The organism is Micromonospora sp. Utrum1 (assembly GCF_057197805.1).
In genome coordinates this window covers 3047444-3062849 of record NZ_CM170071.1, presented here as the reverse complement: position 1 = coordinate 3062849, position 15406 = coordinate 3047444, and the positions used below count along the sequence as shown (strand labels likewise).

Sequence of the window (15406 nt, the reverse complement as noted above, 5' to 3'; positions counted from 1 at the left end):
GATCGGCGGCCCGCCAGCTGACGGGGTCAGCCGGCGCGGCGGGCCGGGTGGCCGTCGCGGCCGAGCGGGGCGAGCCGGCGCCAGCGGGGCAGCTCGGTCACCACGGTGACCACCGCCAGCACGGTCACCGCGACCGCGACCGGCCTCGGCCAGGCCGCCCATGCCCCGAGCACCGCGGCGACCAGTTGCAGCAGCACCAGCGCGACGGTGACCAGCCCCGGCACCGGCACGATCACCTGCCGCTTGTCACCGGGGGTGGCGAACACGGTGGGCAGGCCGATCAGCAGCACCACCGAGGCGACCGCCAGCACCACGGAGTGCGGGGCGAGGGCCCACGGGGTGGCGACCCAGGCGGCCAGTTCGGTCAGGAAGCGCAGCGCCGAGGGCAGGTCCGGACGGCCCGGCCGGCCATTGTCGATCATGGCTGCCAGTATGCCGAGCCACCGGGCCTCGCGGTGTCCCCGGCCGCTCGCCGGCCAGCTCCACCGCTTCATCGGCACGCGGTCCGGCCGCAAGAGCCGGTACGCGACGCTGCTCGCCGACGCCCTCGACCCGGCCCGCACCCGGCGCCACCGGACCGGCTGCTGGCGCTGCTCTGACCCCCGCTGACACGCGTGAACGCCGCCCCCGGGTGGGAGCGGCGTTCACGTGAAGTGTCCGGCGGTGCCGGTCAGGTCATGTCGTCGTAGCGGCGTTCGATCGGCGCCGGCGCGGTGATCGGCTCGGGCGCCCCGACCGGGGCGCTCGCCTCGACCCCACCGCTGGCCCCGACCGGCTCGACGGACAGGTCCAGCGGCGACACCTCGTCGTCGGCCAGGTCGGCGTAGATCTCCCGGCCCCGCCTGCGCCGCCGGTCGTTGAGGAACGCGACCGTCACCGCCCCGAAGTAGAGGGCGGTGAGGCAGACGGCCAGCGCCGTCATGCCGAACGGGTCGGGCGTCGGCGTGACCACCGCGGAGAACGCGAAGAACACGAAGATCGCCACCCGCCACCAGCTCAGCAGCCGCTTGGCGCTGGCCAGCCCCACGAAGTTGAGCATCAGCACGATCAGCGGGAACTCGAACGCCACCCCGAACAGCAGGATCAGGTTCGTGACGAAGCCGATGTAGCGGGTGATGTCCAGCGTCGTGGTGACGTCGCCGCCGCCGGAGACGTTGAGCAGGAACTCCAGGCCCTTGGACGTGACGAAGTACGCCAGCACCGCGCCGCCGGCGAACAGCGGGGCCGCCAGGGCGGTGAAGAAGTAGGCGTACCGCCGCTCGTGCCGGTGCAGGCCCGGCGCGATGAACGCCCAGAGCTGGTAGAGCCAGATCGGTGCCGCGATGATCAGGCCGACCCAGAGAGCGACCTTCATCTGCAACAGGAACAGGTCGGCCGGGCCGAGCTGGACGAAGTTGCAGTCGCCGTTGGCGAGCCGCGCCTTCGGCAGGTTGCAGTAGGGCATCTGCAGCACGTGCAGGACCCGGCCGGAGAGCCAGACGCCGAACCCGAAGCCGACCAGGATCGCCAGCGACGCGCGGAACAGCCGGTTACGCAGTTCCCGGAAGTGCTCGATGAGCGTCATCGAGCCGTCGGCGGCCCGCTCGAACGTGCTCGGGCCGCGCTTCTTCAACCCGAAGGCCACGGTGGTGGGGCCCTTTCGGATCAGTTCTCGCGGACGCGCTGCACCGGGTCGACCGGCGGGGCGACCGGCTGCTGCGGCTGCGGGGCGAACTGCTGCTGCGGCTGCGCGACCTGCTGCTGCTGCGGCGCGAGCGGCTGGTAGCCGGCCTGCGCGTCGGCCTTCTCGGCCAGGTCACGGTCGTCGTCGTGCAGGCTCTTGGTCTCGGCCTTGATGATCCGCAGCGAGCGGCCCAGCGAGCGGGCCGCGTCGGGGAGCCGCTTCGCGCCGAAGAGCAGGATCAGCACGACCACGAGTACGGCGATGTGCCACGGCTTGAGGGCACCCATGGGAAGCTCCAGTCGCTCTGTGTCGGTGAGGGGTGGTCGAGCCCATCGTACGTGCGTCGAAGACGGTTGCCACCCTCCCGGGCCCCCGGTTGCGGGCCTGGTCGGTGAAGTCTCGGCCAACCCGGAGTGTCCCGTCAACCACCCACGGGGGCGCAATCGTGTGCGGATCCGGCCGCGTACGCGCAGCTACCGAGCAGCGGACCGACCGCCGTCGATCACTTTCCGCGCCTGGTCTTGATCAACGTCATCCGTTCCTGCGCGACGGCCACCCGCTCCTGGAGCGACTCGGCCCGGGACTGGAGTTCCTCGGCGGCGGACCGCAGCGACTCCGCCTCGGTCTGGCGCCGCTGCAGGGCCAGCGCCGTGCGGCGCAGCCGGGGCAGCCGCGCCAGCACCGGACGGATCGCGAGGGCCAGCACGACCAGCGCGAACAGCACGACCCCGAGCACGATCCACGTCACCACGGCGGTCAGCCTACTGGGTGACCGCGGCCACCGCCGGATCGGCGCGGTCGACCGGAGTGGCGTACGCGTCCAGCGCGGCGACCGCCTGGGCACGGACCTGCTCGGCCAGCTCGGCCGGTGCGACCACCGTCACCTCCGGCCCGAGCCCGAGCACGAACCGGCGGGCCCAGCCCAGGTCGGTGACCCGCAGCGACACCAGCCAGTGCTCGCCGTCGGCCTCGACCCGCTCGCACGGGTAGTACTCGGTGATCCACCGCTCGCCCCGGCCGATCCGCAGGGTGATCAGCGGCAGGTCCGGCGAGGGGCGGAACACCCCGTCGCTGAGGTCGTGCGGGCGGGCCTGCGGCGGCACGACGGCCTGCTCCGCCAGCTCGGTGACCGCGTCGATCCGGTCGGCCCGGAACAGCCGGACCGCCTCGGCCCGGCGGCACCACGCCTCCACGTACGCCCGGCCGCCCACCATCAGCATCCGCAGCGGGTCGATGGTCCGCTCGGTGGTCTCGTCCCGGGCGGCGGTGTAGTAGGTGATCCGCAGGGCCCGGCCGCGCTCCACGGCGGCGCGCAGCTCGCGGACCCGGGCCGTGTCGCCGGGCAGCCGCACCTCGACCGGGGCGCCGGCCAGGTCACCGGCGGCGCTCTCGATCTTGGCGAGGGCCCGCTCGACCGCCTCCCGGTTGGCCACCCCGGGCGTCTCGGCGAGCATCCGCAGCGCCACCACCAGGGCCAGCGCCTCGTCCGGGGTGAGCCGGAGCGGACGGTCGATGCCGGCGTCGTAGGTGATGGTCACCCGGTCGCCGTCGAACGCCATGTCGATCAGGTCGCCGGGGCCGTAACCGGGCAGCCCGCACACCCAGAGCAGCTCCAGGTCCTCGCGGAGCTGCTTCTCGGTCACCCCCAGGTCGTGCGCCGCCTCGGCGATCTCGATGCCGGGGCGGGCCAGCAGGTAGGGCACCAGGTTGAGCAGCCGGGCCAGCCGGTCCGCCGAGGCGCGGCCACCGCGGGCCGCCGGGCGGGTCACCGGGCACCCCCGGCCACGGCCAGGTCGTCGTGGCGGGCGGCGATCTCCTTCAACCGCTGGATGACCGCCTCGCGGACCTCCGGCGGCTCCAGCACCCGCACGTCCGGGCCGTACCCGACGATCTGCCCGGCCAGGTAGTCGGCGTCGGCGTACGGCAGGACCAGGCGGTCGCCGTCCGGCCCGGCGTGGGTCTCCACCGCCCAGCGGCGCAGCCCGGCGGCGCGGCCCGGGGCGACCAGCACGGTGGCCCGGCCGGTCCGCTCCACCGGCCCGGACCAGCGGGCCACGTGGCTGATCAGGTCCACCCCGACGGGCGGCTCGTACGCCTCGGGCTGGCCGGTCACCCGGACCGCGCCCACCACCCGGGAGAGCCGGAAGCAGCGGGTCGCCGCCCGGTCCAGGTCGTGACCGACCACGTACCAGCGGCCACGCCAGCAGACCACGCCCCACGGCTGGAGCCGGCGGCGCGTCGGGGCGTCCCGGTCGGGCACCCGGTAGTCGAAGTTGACCTCGCGCCGGTCCCGCGCGGCGGCGGTCAGCGGCGCGAACGCCGGGTCGACCGTGACCATCGGCTCCAGGCCGAGCGTGGCCTGCGGGTCCACGTCGATGCCGGCGGCGCGCAGCTTCGCCAGCCCCGACGAGGCGGCGGCGGCCAGGCCGGCGTGCTGCCACAGCCGCGCCGCGATGCCCACGGCGGCCGCCTCGTCCGGTTCGAGGGGGATGTCGGGCAGGGCGTACTCGCGGGGCGCGATCCGGTAGCCCGGCTCGGCGTCGAAGACGCTGGCCGTGCCGGTCTCCAGGGGCACCCCGAGCTCCCGCAGCTCGGCCTTGTCCCGCTCGAACTTGCGCTGGAACGCCTCGTGGTCCTTGGCGTCGTCCGGATCGTGCTCGTAGCCGGGCACGGTCGCGGCGATCTGCGCGGCGGTCAGGAACCGCCGCGTGGACAGCAGGCAGATCACCAGGTTGACCAGGCGTTCGGTACGGGTCCGCGACACGTGGAGAACGCTAGCAGCCCGCACGTCCGCAGCGCGCACCCGCGCGGGCGCGCCGCGCGGCAGTCCCGCCCGAAGGCGATCCGGACCACACCGTGCGCGGCCCACGTCGCTCGCCGGGCATGGGGCCGACGACGGCCATAGGGTGAGCGCATGGCGCAGGCGGAAATCAAGAGCGCGAGCGTCGGCACGGTCGTGGTGGCCGGCGCCGCGAACCTCGCCATCGCGGTCGCCAAGCTCGTCGCGGGCCTGATCTCCGGCTCGGCGGCGATGCTCTCCGAGGCCGCCCACTCGGTCGCCGACACCACCACCGAGGTGCTGCTCTACATGGCGCTGCGCCGCGGCGCGCGGCCCGCCGACCCACGGCACCCCTTCGGGTACGGCAAGGAGAGCTACGTCTGGGCGTTCCTCGCCGCGCTGTTCACCTTCGTGGTGGGCGCCGGCTTCGCCATCACCCACGGGGTCACCACGATCGTCGTGCACGAGCACACCGGCGACTACCTGACCGCCTACGTGGTGCTGGCGGTCTCCTTCGCCATCGAGTCGGTCTCGCTGGCCCGGGCGATGCGGCAGGTCCGCAACGAGTCCCGGCGCTGGCGGGCCACCACGCGCCGCTACCTGCGGCTGACCGCCGACACCACGGTCAAGGCGGTCTTCCTGGAGGACAATGCCGCCCTGATCGGCCTGCTGATCGCCGCCGCCGGACTCACGCTGTCCCACCTCACCGGCGACGAGGTCTACGACGGCGGCGCCTCGATCCTCATCGGCGTGCTGCTGCTGGTGGTCGCGGGCATCCTGGCCCGCAGCAACATCTCGCTGCTGGTCGGCCGGGCCGTCTCCGACCGGGTGCACCGGCAGATCGAGCACGAGCTGGCCGGGCTGCCGGCGGTGGACCGCATCGACACCCTGATGACCATGTTCCTCGGCCCGGAGGACATCCTGGTCGCCGCCAAGGTCGACTTCGAGGACAACGCCACGGGCGCCGACATCGAGAACGCCGCCGACGAGGCGGAGCGGCGGCTCACCGGCCGGTTTCCGGAGATCGCGTACGTCTTCCTCGACCCGACCCGCTCGATGCGCGGCAGCGCCGGGCATCGGGCCCGGACCACCCAGGACGAGGACGCGCGGGCGGTGGACCAGGAGGCGGGCGGGGTGCCCTGACCGGCGGGGCGGCCCGACCCGGCCGCCGCCGGTGCCGGCACCGGCCGATAGCGTGCCGGCATGGTGCGATGGCGGTCCGGCACGGTCACGGCGGTACGGCGACGATGGGCCGGCGCCGCGGAACTCGACGTCGACCTGCCCGACGGCGGCCGGATGCGCGCCCTGGCCTACCCGGCGCTGGTCGGCGACCCGGAGCTCGGTGACCGGGTGCTGCTCAACGCCGGCGCCCTGCTGATGGGCCTCGGCACCGGCGGCTACGCGCTGGTCGTCGCCCTGCCCGACCGGCTCCCCGCCGACCCGCCGCAGGCCGCCGACACCCGCGAGGCCGGGCACCTGGTCAAGGCCCGCTACACCCCGCTGCAGCCCATCCTGCTCGGCGTGGACGAGGAGGCCTCCCCGCACCACGCGCGGCTGGCCGCCGCGGATTCCGTCGACGGGATGCCGGTGGTCACCGCCGACCTGCACTCCGCGCTGCCGGCGATCCTGGCCGGCGTCCACGCCGACGCCCCGGACGCCCGGGTGGCGTACCTGCTCACCGACGGCGGGGCGCTGCCGGCCTGGTTCTCCCGCACCCTCGCCGGGCTCGCCGGCCACCTCGCCGGCACGGTCAGCGTCGGCCAGGCGTTCGGCGGTGACCTGGAGGCCAGCACCCTGCACAGCGGCCTGCTCGCCGCGCGGCACGTGCTCGGCGCCGACGTCGCGATCGTCGCCCAGGGCCCCGGCAACCTCGGCACCGGCACCCGCTGGGGCTTCTCCGGGGTGGCCGTCGGCGAGGCGGTCAACGCGGTCGCCACGCTGGGCGGGCGGCCGGTCGGCTCGCTGCGCGTCTCCGACGCCGACCCCCGCCCCCGGCACCGCGGCGTCTCCCACCACAGCCTCACCGCGTACGGCCGGGTCGCCCTGGCCCCCGCGGAGCTCGTCGTGCCGGACGGCCTCGACCCGGCCCTCGCGGCCGAGGTCACGGCGGCGCTGGCCCCGCTCGCGGCGCGGCACCGGATCGTCACCGTGCCCACCGAGGGCCTGGACGCGGCGCTGCGGGCCAGCCCGGTGGGGCTGTCGACGATGGGTCGCGGGCTCGACGGCGACCACGCCTACTTCCTGGCCGCGGCCGCCGCCGGCCGGCACGCCGCCCGCCTGCTGAGCTGAGGCGGTCAGCGCGCGCCGTAGCCGTGCGCGACGATGTGCGCGGCGGCCCGGGTGTAACCGGTCGGGTCGGCCGGCGCCAGCGTGCCCAGGCCGTCGACGTAGCGGTTGTACATGCAGAACGCGGCGGCGATCAGGACCGTGTCGTGGATCTCCAGGTCGGTGGCGCCCTCGGCGCGGGCCGCTTCGACCAGCTCGGTGGTGACCTCCCGGCCGCTGCGCTGCACCGCCCCGGCGATCCGCAGCAGCGCCCGCAGCTTCGCCTCGACCGGCGCCGCGTCCAGGTCCCGGCGGACCTGCTCCACCAGCGGCATCCCCGCCGGCAGCTGGGCGGCGGCGAACGCCGAGTGCGACGCGCAGCAGAACGTGCAGGCGTTCAGGTCCGACACGTACGCGGCGATGAGTTCCCGCTCCCCCGGGCTCAGCGTGGGATGCGGGGCGTGCAGCAGCGTGTCGGCGAGGTCGAGCAGCGGCTTGGCGGTCTCCGGGCGGTAGCGGGCCAGCCCGTTGATGCCGGGGTGTGCCTGCTCGTCCAGACCGAGGTCGATGTGTGCGATGACGTCACGCTCCCTCGTCGTCGGCCGGGGAGCACCGGACGGCATGTCTCGGCTTCCCCGCGAGCCATAGACGAGCATGCGGGCGGTGACTCGTCAAGGCCCCGGCTCGGCGACCCGGACCGTCCGGTCCGGCAGCTCCGGAGCGGCGAAGGCGAGCAGCCGGCTCGCCTCCTCCGCCAGCGCGTCCCGGTCCGCCGCGGCGAGCGGGCGGAACGGCCGCACCTCCAGCGTCGCCGCGCCGTCCCGCCGCGCGATCGTCCACGTGCCGGCCACGAACCCGTCCACCAGCACCGTGGCAGCCACCGCCGGCGTGATCACCCGGCGGCGATCGGCCTCAGCGAGCACCCGGCTGCGGTCGGCGTGGGACAGCAGGAGGTTGTCGTACTCCGGGAGCAGCCGCGGCGGGACCGGCGTGTCCGGGTCGGGTCGCTCCGCGTCCGGCAGGTCGAGCAGTTCCCGCCCCTGCTCGTCGCGGAACACCCGCAGCTCGCCCCGGAGCGGCTCCACGACCTCGGCCAACCGGGTCAGCCCGGACCAGGCCTGCATGTCCGGTACGCCCGCCGGCCCGAACGCGGCCAGGTAGCGGCGGACCAGGACGAGGGGATCCGCCGCCTCCAGCGGCCCGTCGAGCCAGCCCTCGGCCAGCCCGCACGGCCCGTCGACCCGACCGCCCCACGTGCCGGCCGGCGGCAGGTGCACCAGCGGCAGCAGGTACTGCACCGAGTGCAGCAGGGCGGAGCGGTCCCGGTCCGGCCAGCGCCGCGCCAGCAACTCCCGAAGCCGGGTGCGGCTCAACGGCTCCCGCGCCAGCAGTTCCGCGGCGTACGCCACCAGCTCGGCGGGGTCGACGCCCGCCGTCGCGCGGCCCATGAACTGCCGTTGCAGGCGCGCCATCAGCGGTTGCAGCAGCGGACGCAGCCACCGGTAGTCGTCGGACGCGATCACGTGCAACGTCCCGCGCAGGGTGGTCGCCCGGACCACTTCGCGTCGCGACAGCAACCCGGTCAGGTCGTCGCGGCGGAACCCGGCCACCCGGGACCACAACCCCAGGTAGGGCGCGGTCGGCACCTGGCCCTGCAACCCCACCAGCCGGCGCACCGCGTCAAGCGCCGGCACGCGGGCCCGCTCCACCAGAAGCTGCCGGGCGAGGGTGGCCCGGTTCAGCGCCCGGCGGGACAGCAGCGGCACGCCGGCCGGCATGCTCCGCCTCGGCACCCGCGACTCCTCCCGCTGACGGACGGGAGGGCGGGGAACCGGCTCCCGTTCGCCGGGGAGGCTAGCGCCCACCCCCGACAGGACCGCCGGCCCTGGGACCTCGGCTCAGCCGGCGAAGAAGATCAACGCCAGCCAGGCGACCACGATCACGACCAGCGCCGCGGCCAGCACCCAGGTCGGCACCGCGTACTCGCCGCGGCGGTTGCGCTCGACCTCGGCGCGGATCTTCTCCCGGCGCCGCTCGACCCAGTTGAGCTTCTCGGTCCCGCTGTCGCGGCCTGCGGGCGTGTCGCGGCCGGGGCGGCCGGCAGGTTCGGAAGTGTTCATCGCGACGCCAGCGTACCCGTGGGCAGGCGGCCGGCGCACCGGCCGCCCACCCCCGGGTCACATGCTCGCGATGAGCCGCTCCACCCGCTCGTCGTACGCCCGGAACGGGTCCTTGCACAGCACCGTGCGCTGCGCCTGGTCGTTCAGCTTCAGGTGCACCCAGTCCACCGTGAAGTCCCGCCGCTTCTCCTGGGCGTGCCGGATGAACTCCCCGCGCAGCCGCGCCCTGGTGGTCTGCGGCGGAGTCTCCTTCGCCTCGAAGATCTCCGGGTCGGTGGCCACCCGGTCCACCTCGCCGCGCCGCTCCAGCAGCCCGTACAGGCCCCGACCGCGCCGCACGTCGTGGTAGGCCAGGTCCATCTGCGCCACCCGCGGGTGCGACAGCGGCAGGTCGTGCTTGCGCTGGTAGCGCTCGATCAGCCGCAGCTTCGTCACCCAGTCGATCTCCCGGGCCACCGGGTCCAGGTCGCCGGTCTCCACCGCCCGCAGCACCCGACCCCACAGCTCGACGACCCGCTTGGCGGTCTGGTCGCCGCCGCGCCGCTCGACGAACTCGGTCGCCTTCGCCAGGTATTCCTGCTGGATCTCCAGCGCGCTGACCTCCTTGCCGGAGGCCAGCCGCACCTTGCGCCGGCCGGTAATGTCGTGCGACACCTCGCGGATCGCCCGGATCGGGTTCTCCAGCGTCAGGTCCCGCATCACCACCCCGGCCTCGATCATCCGCAGCACGATGTCGGCCGTGCCGACCTTCAGCAGCGTGGTGACCTCGTTCATGTTCGAGTCGCCGACGATCACGTGCAGCCGCCGGTAACGCTCGGCGTCCGCGTGCGGCTCGTCCCGGGTGTTGATGATCGGCCGGCTCCGGGTGGTCGCCGAGGAGACACCCTCCCAGATGTGCTCGGCCCGCTGCGACAGGCAGTAGACCGCGCCACGCGGCGTCTGCAGCACCTTGCCCGCGCCGCAGATCAACTGCCGAGTGACCAGGAAGGGGATCAGCACGTCGGCCAGCCGGCCGAACTCCCCGTGCCGGGACACCAGATAGTTCTCGTGGCAGCCGTACGAGTTGCCGGCCGAGTCGGTGTTGTTCTTGAACAGGTAGATCTCGCCCGCGATGCCCTCGTCGTGCAGCCGCTTCTCCGCGTCGACGAGCAGCCCCTCCAGGATCCGCTCCCCCGCCCGGTCGTGGGCCACCAGGTCGGTCACCGAGTCGCACTCCGGCGTCGCGTACTCCGGGTGCGAGCCCACGTCCAGATAGAGGCGGGCTCCGTTGCGCAGGAAAACATTGCTCGACCGGCCCCACGACACCACCCGCCGGAACAGGTACCGCGCGACCTCGTCGGGGGACAGTCGGCGTTGCCCGCGATAGGTGCAGGTGACGCCGTACTCGGTCTCGAGGCCGAAGATTCGCCGCTCCATGATGTGACATTAGCCGCCCGGGGCCCCAGATGGGCAGCGCTCAACCCAGCGGTCTCATCCGCGCCGGGCCGGGCATTCCCCGCGTTCGCACATCCCATCGCCGGGTACGGTCCCAGCCGTGAGGATCCTGGTCACCGGCGGCGCCGGATTCATCGGATCGGCGTACGTCCGGCGGCTGCTCACCGGCGCCGAGCCGGACCTCGCCGCCGATGCCGTCACCGTGCTCGACGCCTACACCTACGCCGCCACCGAGGGCGCCCTCGACCCGGTCCGCGCCGACCCCAGGCTGCGGGTCGTCCGCGGCGACATCCGCGACGCCGCCCTGGTCGACGCCACCGTCGCCCGCCACGACGTCGTCGTGCACCTCGCCGCCGAGTCGCACGTGGACCGCTCCATCGCCGCCGCCGCCGACTTCGTCACCACCAACGTCGTCGGCACCCAGAACCTGCTCGACGCGGCCCTGCGCCACGGCGTGCGCCGCTTCGTCCAGGTCTCCACCGACGAGGTGTACGGCTCCATCGCCACCGGCGCCTGGACCGAACAGGCCCCGCTCGACCCCCGCTCCCCGTACTCGGCCAGCAAGGCCGCCGGCGACCTCCTCGCGCTGGCCTACCACCGCACCCACGGCCTCGACGTGGTCGTCACCCGCGGCGCCAACACCTACGGGCCCTACCAGTACCCCGAGAAGATCGTTCCGCTCTTCGTCACCAACCTGCTCGACGGGCACGACGTGCCCCTCTACGGCGACGGCGGCAACGTCCGGGACTGGCTGCACGTCGACGACCACTGCCACGGCGTCGCGCTCGCCCAGACCCGCGGCCGGGCCGGCGGCATCTACCACCTCGGCGGCAACGCCGAACTCACCAACCGGGACCTCACCGGCCTACTGCTCGCCGCCTGCCGCGCCGGCTGGGAGCGGGTCCGACCGGTTGCCGACCGCAAGGGCCACGACCGCCGGTACGCCCTCGACACCACCACCACCCGCCGCGAGCTGGGCTGGGCGCCCACGGTCGACCTCGACGCCGGGCTGGCCGCGACCGTCGCCTGGTACCGGGACAACCGCGACTGGTGGCAGCCGCTGAAGCCGCACCGCTGACGGCGGCGTGCGCCTGGCCGTGGCCCGGCCCGGCGTCACTCGCCGGGCTGCTCCTCCTGCGGCTGGCCCTCCAGGTCGGCCGAGCCCGCCGACGTGGTCGGCTTCTTCGCCTCCTCGGTCGGCACCGTCGGGGTCTTCGCCCGCCCCGGCGCCGGCGCGGAGTCCGCGCCCGCCTCCCCGTCCAGCAGCCCCGTCAGCGCCGCCCCGGTGATCCGCCGGAACTTCCGCCCCACCCGGCGCCGGTCCAGGACCGCCACCTCCAGCTGGTTGGCCGCGATCGTGCGGGCCGCCCCGCCCTCGCCGCCGACGCTGCTCAACGCCTTCATCGCGGCCCGGACCGCCTCCGACAGCGACATCTCCGGCCGGTGCTCGTTCTTCAGCACCCCGGTGATCGCCTCGGCCTGGCCGCCCATCGCCATCCGGCCCGGCTCGTCGTTGACCGACCCGTCGTAGGTCAGCCGGTAGAGCGAGTCGTCGTCCGGCGTGGCGCCCACCTCGGCCACACAGATCTCCACCTCGAACGGCTTCGACTGCTCGGTGAAGATCGCGCCCAGCGTCTGCGCGAACGCGTTCGCCAGGCCCAGCCCGGTCACGTCCCGCCGGTCGTAGCTCAGGCCGTTGAGGTCGGCCATCCGCACCCCGGCCCGGCGCAGGTTCTCGAACTCGTTGTACCGGCCCACCGCGGCGAAGCCGATCCGGTCGTAAATCTCACTGACCTTGTGCAGGGTGCTGGACAGGTTCTCCGCGACGAAGAGCACCCCGCCCTCATAGCTCAGGACGACCGCGCTACGGCCCCGGGCGATGCCCTTGCGGGCGAGCTCGGAGCGGTCGCGCATGATCTGCTCGGGCGAGGCGTAGAACTGCATGGCCACGGCGGCGGTTCTCCTTCGGGCGCTGTGCTGCGGACTGCTGACTCAGGTGAGGTGGGAGCGGGGTCAGCCGCCCGGGTTCTCCATCCGGCCGGACACCACGCCCTCCGCGATCGCCGCCGTCTCGGCGTCGGTGAGCCGGTGGGTGCCCTCGGCCGTCGCGGTCATCACCACCGGGTAGATCCGGCGGGTCAGGTCCGGGCCACCGGTCGCGGTGTCGTCGTCGGCGGCGTCGTAGAGCGCCTCGACGGCCAGCCGCGTGGCGTCGTCGATCGACAGGCCCGTCCGGAACCGCTTCTTCAGCGCGGACTTGGCGAACAGCGAGCCGGAGCCGATCGCGTCGTAGCCGGTCTCCTCGTAGGGGCCGCCGGTCACGTCGAAGCTGAAGATCCGCCCGGCCCGGGCCGGGTCGGCGGCGGCCAGGTCGAAGCCGGCGAAGAGCGGGATCACCGCGAGGCCCTGCATCGCGGCGCCCAGGTTGCCCCGGATCATCGAGGCCAGCCGGTTGGCCTTGCCGTCGAGCGAGAGCATCGCGCCCTCGATCTTCTCGTAGTGCTCCAACTCCACCTGGAACAGTCGCATCAGCTCGATGCCGATGCCCGCGGTGCCCGCGATGCCGACCAGCGAGTACGCGTCGGCCGGGTGGACCTTCTCGATGTCGCGCTGGGCGATCAGGTTGCCCATCGTGGCGCGCCGGTCGCCGGCCATCACCACGCCACCGCTGGCCGAGATGGCCACGATGGTCGTCGCGTGCGGCGCCAGGTCGGCGGCCATGCCGGGCGGCAGCGGCCGACGGCCGGGCAGCATCTCGGGGGCCACCTTGCTCAGGAACGCCGTGAAGGAGGACGTCCCCGCGTTGGTGAACACATCTGGAAGACGCCCGGATGGATCAAAACCCAATGCCACGTGGTTCCTCTCAGGTACGTGATCGCCCTGGCCAGCCTCTCGGGACTGTCACGGAACTGGCCAAGACCACCGTTGCAGATGAAGCAGAGTATCCCGCGCACCCATCCGGTGCGATGATCGTGGTCCACAAGTTCCGGATCGAGGTCGCCTGGGACCGCGCCCGCGCGACGCCGCCCGGCGAGGGGCTTTCGCTACCCGAAACCGCACCCACGACGGCACCACCGCGAAGCGGGCCGCCGCGCCGGTCCTACCGTAGAACGCCGGGCTATCCGGTCGCGGCGGCTCGCGATGAACGGCCGTGAGCGGATTGCGTCGCCCGAGGAATCGGGGCCACCGCAATGCACGAAACAGACATTACGGTCATTGCCCCCCCTTCTGAACGTACCCGCGGACGAATTCCTCTGCGTTCTCCTCCAGGACGGAGTCGATCTCGTCGAGCAGGTCGTCCACGTCCTCGGTGATCTCGGCGTGCCGCTCGGCAACCTCGGGGTTGGCCTGCGCGGTGACCTCCTCGACCTCCTCGTGCGACTTGCCGGACTGGGTCTGGCCGCCTTCTTGGGTCGCCATGGTGTGCCTCCTCCACGATCGCCTGCGATCAACTTACCTCGCGGGGACGACGAAAAGCCCGTCGCGCGCCGGGTTCCGGCGCGGGACGGGCTTTCCGGCATCCGGTTCAGCCGCCGGTCAGCATCTCCAGCAGGTCCTTGGCGGTGTCGCAGCGGTCGAAGAGCGACCCGACGTGCGCGCGGGTGCCCCGCTCCGGCTCCATCATCGGCACCCGGACCAGCGACTCCCGGCCAACGTCGAAGATGACCGAGTCCCAGCTCGCGGCCACCACCTCCGAGGCGTACTGGGCGAGGCAGCGACCGCGGAAGTAGGCCCGGGTGTCCTCCGGCGGCTCGGTCATCGCCGAGCGGGTCTGCTCGTCGGTCAGCAGGGTCTTCATCGAGCCCCGCTGGACCAGCCGGTGGTAGAGGCCCTTCTCCGGCCGCACGTCGGAGTACTGCAGGTCGACCAGCTGGAGCTTGTGCGAGCCCCAGCCGAGATTCTCCCGCTCCCGATAGCCCTCCAGCAGCCGCAGCTTGGCCACCCAGTCCAGCTCGTCGGCACAGAGGAAGGCGTCGCGGCCGAGCCGGTCCAGCACGCTCTCCCAGCGGTCGAGGACGTCGACGGTCTGCGCGTCCACGTCGCTGCCGTAGCGGTCGTCCACGAAGGACCGGACCCGCTCCAGGTACGCCCACTGCACGTCCAGGGCGGTCAGCTTGCGGCCGTCGCGCAGCCGCATGAGGTGCTTGAGCCCCGGGTCGTGGCTGACCGCGCGCAGCTCGCTGACCGGGTCGGCGATGCCCAGGTCGGCGCCGAGCGCCTTCTCCTCGATCATGGTGAGGATCAGCGCCGTGGTGCCGACCTTGAGGTAGGTGGAGATCTCGGAGAGGTTGGCGTCGCCGATGATGACGTGCAGCCGGCGGTACTTGTCGGCGTCCGCGTGCGGCTCGTCGCGGGTGTTGATGATGGGCCGCTTGAGGGTGGTCTCCAGCCCCACCTCGACCTCGAAGAAGTCGGCGCGCTGGGAGATCTGGAAGCCGCTCTGGCCGCCGTCCTGGCCGATGCCGACCCGGCCGGCGCCGCAGACGATCTGCCGGGTGACGAAGAACGGCGTCAGGTACGCCACGATGTCGGCGAACGGGGTCTGCCGCCGCATCAGGTAGTTCTCGTGGGCGCCGTAGCTGGCGCCCTTGTTGTCGGTGTTGTTCTTGTAGAGGTGGATCGGGTGGGTGCCCGGGATGGTGGCGGCCCGCTTGGACGCCTCGGCCATCACCCGCTCCCCGGCCTTGTCCCAGCGCACCACGTCGAGGGGGTTGGTCACCTCGGGCGTGGAGTATTCGGGGTGGGCGTGGTCGACGTAGAGGCGGGCGCCGTTGGTGAGTATGACGTTGGCCAGCCCGAGATCCTCGTCGGCGAGCGCCTCGGCCGGGTCGTAGGCCGCCCCGGAGTAGGTGAAGCCGCGGGCGTCGCGCAGCGGCGACTCCTCCTCGTAGTCCCACCGGGCCCGGCCGCCGCGGTTGAGTTCCGGTCGTGCCCCGTAGGCGTTGACCACCTGGGAGGAGGTGACCATCGGGTTGGCCCCGGCCTGGCCGGGCACGGAGATGCCGTACTCGACCTCGGTGCCCATGATCCGTCTAACGCTCATCGACCTGCCCGCTCCGCTCGCCGTCCCGGTCCCCCGTCACGTCGAGCGTAGTCGCCGTCACGCCCGATGGGGGCTCGGCGGCGCGGGGCATCCGGTGTGGC

Annotated in this window: 19 protein-coding genes; 4 read left to right on the top strand and 15 right to left on the bottom strand. The window is 73.4% G+C overall.

What is annotated here, in order from left to right:
* Positions 1-26: 26 nt before the first annotated feature.
* A complete protein-coding gene (locus AC0OLQ_RS14550; RefSeq protein ID WP_484531741.1) occupies positions 27-422 on the bottom strand; it encodes a hypothetical protein in 396 nt (131 codons plus the stop codon).
* Between AC0OLQ_RS14550 and AC0OLQ_RS14545 the strand changes: the two genes are divergently transcribed.
* Complete coding sequence (locus AC0OLQ_RS14545) at positions 421-609, top strand: hypothetical protein (RefSeq protein ID WP_484531740.1); 189 nt, start codon at positions 421-423, stop codon at positions 607-609. The genes AC0OLQ_RS14550 and AC0OLQ_RS14545 overlap by 2 nt on opposite strands.
* A gap of 61 nt (positions 610-670) precedes the next feature.
* On the opposite strand, the gene tatC is transcribed toward AC0OLQ_RS14545, so the two are convergent.
* From tatC to AC0OLQ_RS14520, 5 genes are all read right to left on the bottom strand, one after another.
* Positions 671-1624: a twin-arginine translocase subunit TatC gene (gene tatC / locus AC0OLQ_RS14540; protein WP_484531739.1), complete on the bottom strand. Its 954-nt coding sequence runs from the start codon at positions 1622-1624 to the stop codon at positions 671-673.
* Positions 1625-1644: 20 nt separating this feature from the next.
* A complete protein-coding gene (gene tatA / locus AC0OLQ_RS14535) occupies positions 1645-1950 on the bottom strand; it encodes a Sec-independent protein translocase subunit TatA (protein WP_357336764.1) in 306 nt (101 codons plus the stop codon).
* A gap of 215 nt (positions 1951-2165) precedes the next feature.
* Complete coding sequence (locus AC0OLQ_RS14530; RefSeq protein ID WP_484531738.1) at positions 2166-2414, bottom strand: hypothetical protein; 249 nt, start codon at positions 2412-2414, stop codon at positions 2166-2168.
* A gap of 10 nt (positions 2415-2424) precedes the next feature.
* Positions 2425-3432, bottom strand: coding sequence for a helix-turn-helix transcriptional regulator (locus AC0OLQ_RS14525; protein WP_357336759.1), 1008 nt, complete (start codon positions 3430-3432; stop codon positions 2425-2427).
* Entirely contained in the window at positions 3429-4427 is a 999-nt protein-coding gene (locus tag AC0OLQ_RS14520) for a helix-turn-helix transcriptional regulator (RefSeq protein WP_484531737.1), read from the bottom strand. The genes AC0OLQ_RS14525 and AC0OLQ_RS14520 overlap by 4 nt, the downstream gene beginning before the upstream one ends.
* A gap of 150 nt (positions 4428-4577) precedes the next feature.
* On the opposite strand from AC0OLQ_RS14520, the gene AC0OLQ_RS14515 reads away from it, so the two are divergent.
* Positions 4578-5585 (top strand): cation diffusion facilitator family transporter, encoded by a 1008-nt coding sequence (locus AC0OLQ_RS14515; RefSeq protein ID WP_484531736.1) that lies wholly within the window; start codon positions 4578-4580, stop codon positions 5583-5585.
* 60 nt (positions 5586-5645) lie between these two features.
* Positions 5646-6731, top strand: a complete 1086-nt coding sequence (locus AC0OLQ_RS14510; protein WP_484531735.1) for a DUF3866 family protein — start codon at positions 5646-5648, stop codon at positions 6729-6731.
* Between the two features lie 5 nt (positions 6732-6736).
* Here the strand turns inward: AC0OLQ_RS14510 and AC0OLQ_RS14505 are convergent, their stop codons facing one another.
* The 4 genes from AC0OLQ_RS14505 to pafA all read right to left on the bottom strand — a co-directional run bounded on the left by AC0OLQ_RS14505 (position 6737) and on the right by pafA (position 10243).
* Positions 6737-7330, bottom strand: a complete 594-nt coding sequence (locus AC0OLQ_RS14505; RefSeq protein ID WP_484531734.1) for a carboxymuconolactone decarboxylase family protein — start codon at positions 7328-7330, stop codon at positions 6737-6739.
* Positions 7331-7378: 48 nt separating this feature from the next.
* The gene (locus AC0OLQ_RS14500; RefSeq protein WP_484531733.1) at positions 7379-8500 is read right to left on the bottom strand and encodes a winged helix DNA-binding domain-containing protein; all 1122 of its coding nucleotides are present in this window, start codon (positions 8498-8500) and stop codon (positions 7379-7381) included.
* A 105-nt stretch (positions 8501-8605) separates the two neighbouring features.
* Positions 8606-8827, bottom strand: a complete 222-nt coding sequence (locus AC0OLQ_RS14495) for a hypothetical protein (protein ID WP_357336739.1) — start codon at positions 8825-8827, stop codon at positions 8606-8608.
* A 57-nt stretch (positions 8828-8884) separates the two neighbouring features.
* Positions 8885-10243, bottom strand: coding sequence for a Pup--protein ligase (gene pafA / locus AC0OLQ_RS14490; RefSeq protein ID WP_357336737.1), 1359 nt, complete (start codon positions 10241-10243; stop codon positions 8885-8887).
* A 118-nt stretch (positions 10244-10361) separates the two neighbouring features.
* Here pafA and rfbB point away from each other — a divergent pair, with 118 nt between their 5' ends.
* Positions 10362-11339, top strand: a complete 978-nt coding sequence (gene rfbB, locus AC0OLQ_RS14485; RefSeq protein ID WP_484531732.1) for a dTDP-glucose 4,6-dehydratase — start codon at positions 10362-10364, stop codon at positions 11337-11339.
* Between the two features lie 35 nt (positions 11340-11374).
* Here the strand turns inward: rfbB and prcA are convergent, their stop codons facing one another.
* From prcA to dop, 5 genes are all read right to left on the bottom strand, one after another.
* Positions 11375-12211 carry a proteasome subunit alpha gene (prcA, locus tag AC0OLQ_RS14480; RefSeq protein WP_357336732.1) on the bottom strand — a complete coding sequence of 279 codons (837 nt, stop codon included), beginning with the start codon at positions 12209-12211 and terminating at the stop codon, positions 11375-11377.
* 63 nt (positions 12212-12274) lie between these two features.
* On the bottom strand, positions 12275-13114 hold the full coding sequence (prcB, locus tag AC0OLQ_RS14475) for a proteasome subunit beta (protein WP_484531731.1): 840 nt from the start codon (positions 13112-13114) through the stop codon (positions 12275-12277).
* A complete protein-coding gene (locus tag AC0OLQ_RS14470) occupies positions 13033-13215 on the bottom strand; it encodes an endonuclease domain-containing protein (RefSeq protein WP_484532351.1) in 183 nt (60 codons plus the stop codon). The genes prcB and AC0OLQ_RS14470 overlap by 82 nt, the downstream gene beginning before the upstream one ends.
* A 259-nt stretch (positions 13216-13474) precedes the next feature.
* A complete protein-coding gene (locus tag AC0OLQ_RS14465) occupies positions 13475-13681 on the bottom strand; it encodes a ubiquitin-like protein Pup (protein WP_073836803.1) in 207 nt (68 codons plus the stop codon).
* Between the two features lie 106 nt (positions 13682-13787).
* Positions 13788-15305 carry a depupylase/deamidase Dop gene (gene dop / locus AC0OLQ_RS14460; RefSeq protein ID WP_484531730.1) on the bottom strand — a complete coding sequence of 506 codons (1518 nt, stop codon included), beginning with the start codon at positions 15303-15305 and terminating at the stop codon, positions 13788-13790.
* Positions 15306-15406 lie beyond the last annotated feature (101 nt).

Excerpts from the sequence above, each read along its gene's own strand:
- AC0OLQ_RS14465 (WP_073836803.1), bottom strand. The coding sequence starts at position 13,681 with ATGGCGACCCAAGAAGGCGGCCAGACCCAGTCCGGCAAGTCGCACGAG.
- AC0OLQ_RS14510 (WP_484531735.1), top strand. The coding sequence starts at position 5,646 with ATGGTGCGATGGCGGTCCGGCACGGTCACGGCGGTACGGCGACGATGG.
- tatA (WP_357336764.1), bottom strand. The coding sequence starts at position 1,950 with ATGGGTGCCCTCAAGCCGTGGCACATCGCCGTACTCGTGGTCGTGCTG.
- AC0OLQ_RS14505 (WP_484531734.1), bottom strand. The coding sequence starts at position 7,330 with ATGCCGTCCGGTGCTCCCCGGCCGACGACGAGGGAGCGTGACGTCATC.
- AC0OLQ_RS14495 (WP_357336739.1), bottom strand. The coding sequence starts at position 8,827 with ATGAACACTTCCGAACCTGCCGGCCGCCCCGGCCGCGACACGCCCGCA.
- AC0OLQ_RS14515 (WP_484531736.1), top strand. The coding sequence starts at position 4,578 with ATGGCGCAGGCGGAAATCAAGAGCGCGAGCGTCGGCACGGTCGTGGTG.
- AC0OLQ_RS14550 (WP_484531741.1), bottom strand. The coding sequence starts at position 422 with ATGATCGACAATGGCCGGCCGGGCCGTCCGGACCTGCCCTCGGCGCTG.
- pafA (WP_357336737.1), bottom strand. The coding sequence starts at position 10,243 with ATGGAGCGGCGAATCTTCGGCCTCGAGACCGAGTACGGCGTCACCTGC.
- AC0OLQ_RS14545 (WP_484531740.1), top strand. The coding sequence starts at position 421 with ATGGCTGCCAGTATGCCGAGCCACCGGGCCTCGCGGTGTCCCCGGCCG.
- dop (WP_484531730.1), bottom strand. The coding sequence starts at position 15,305 with ATGAGCGTTAGACGGATCATGGGCACCGAGGTCGAGTACGGCATCTCC.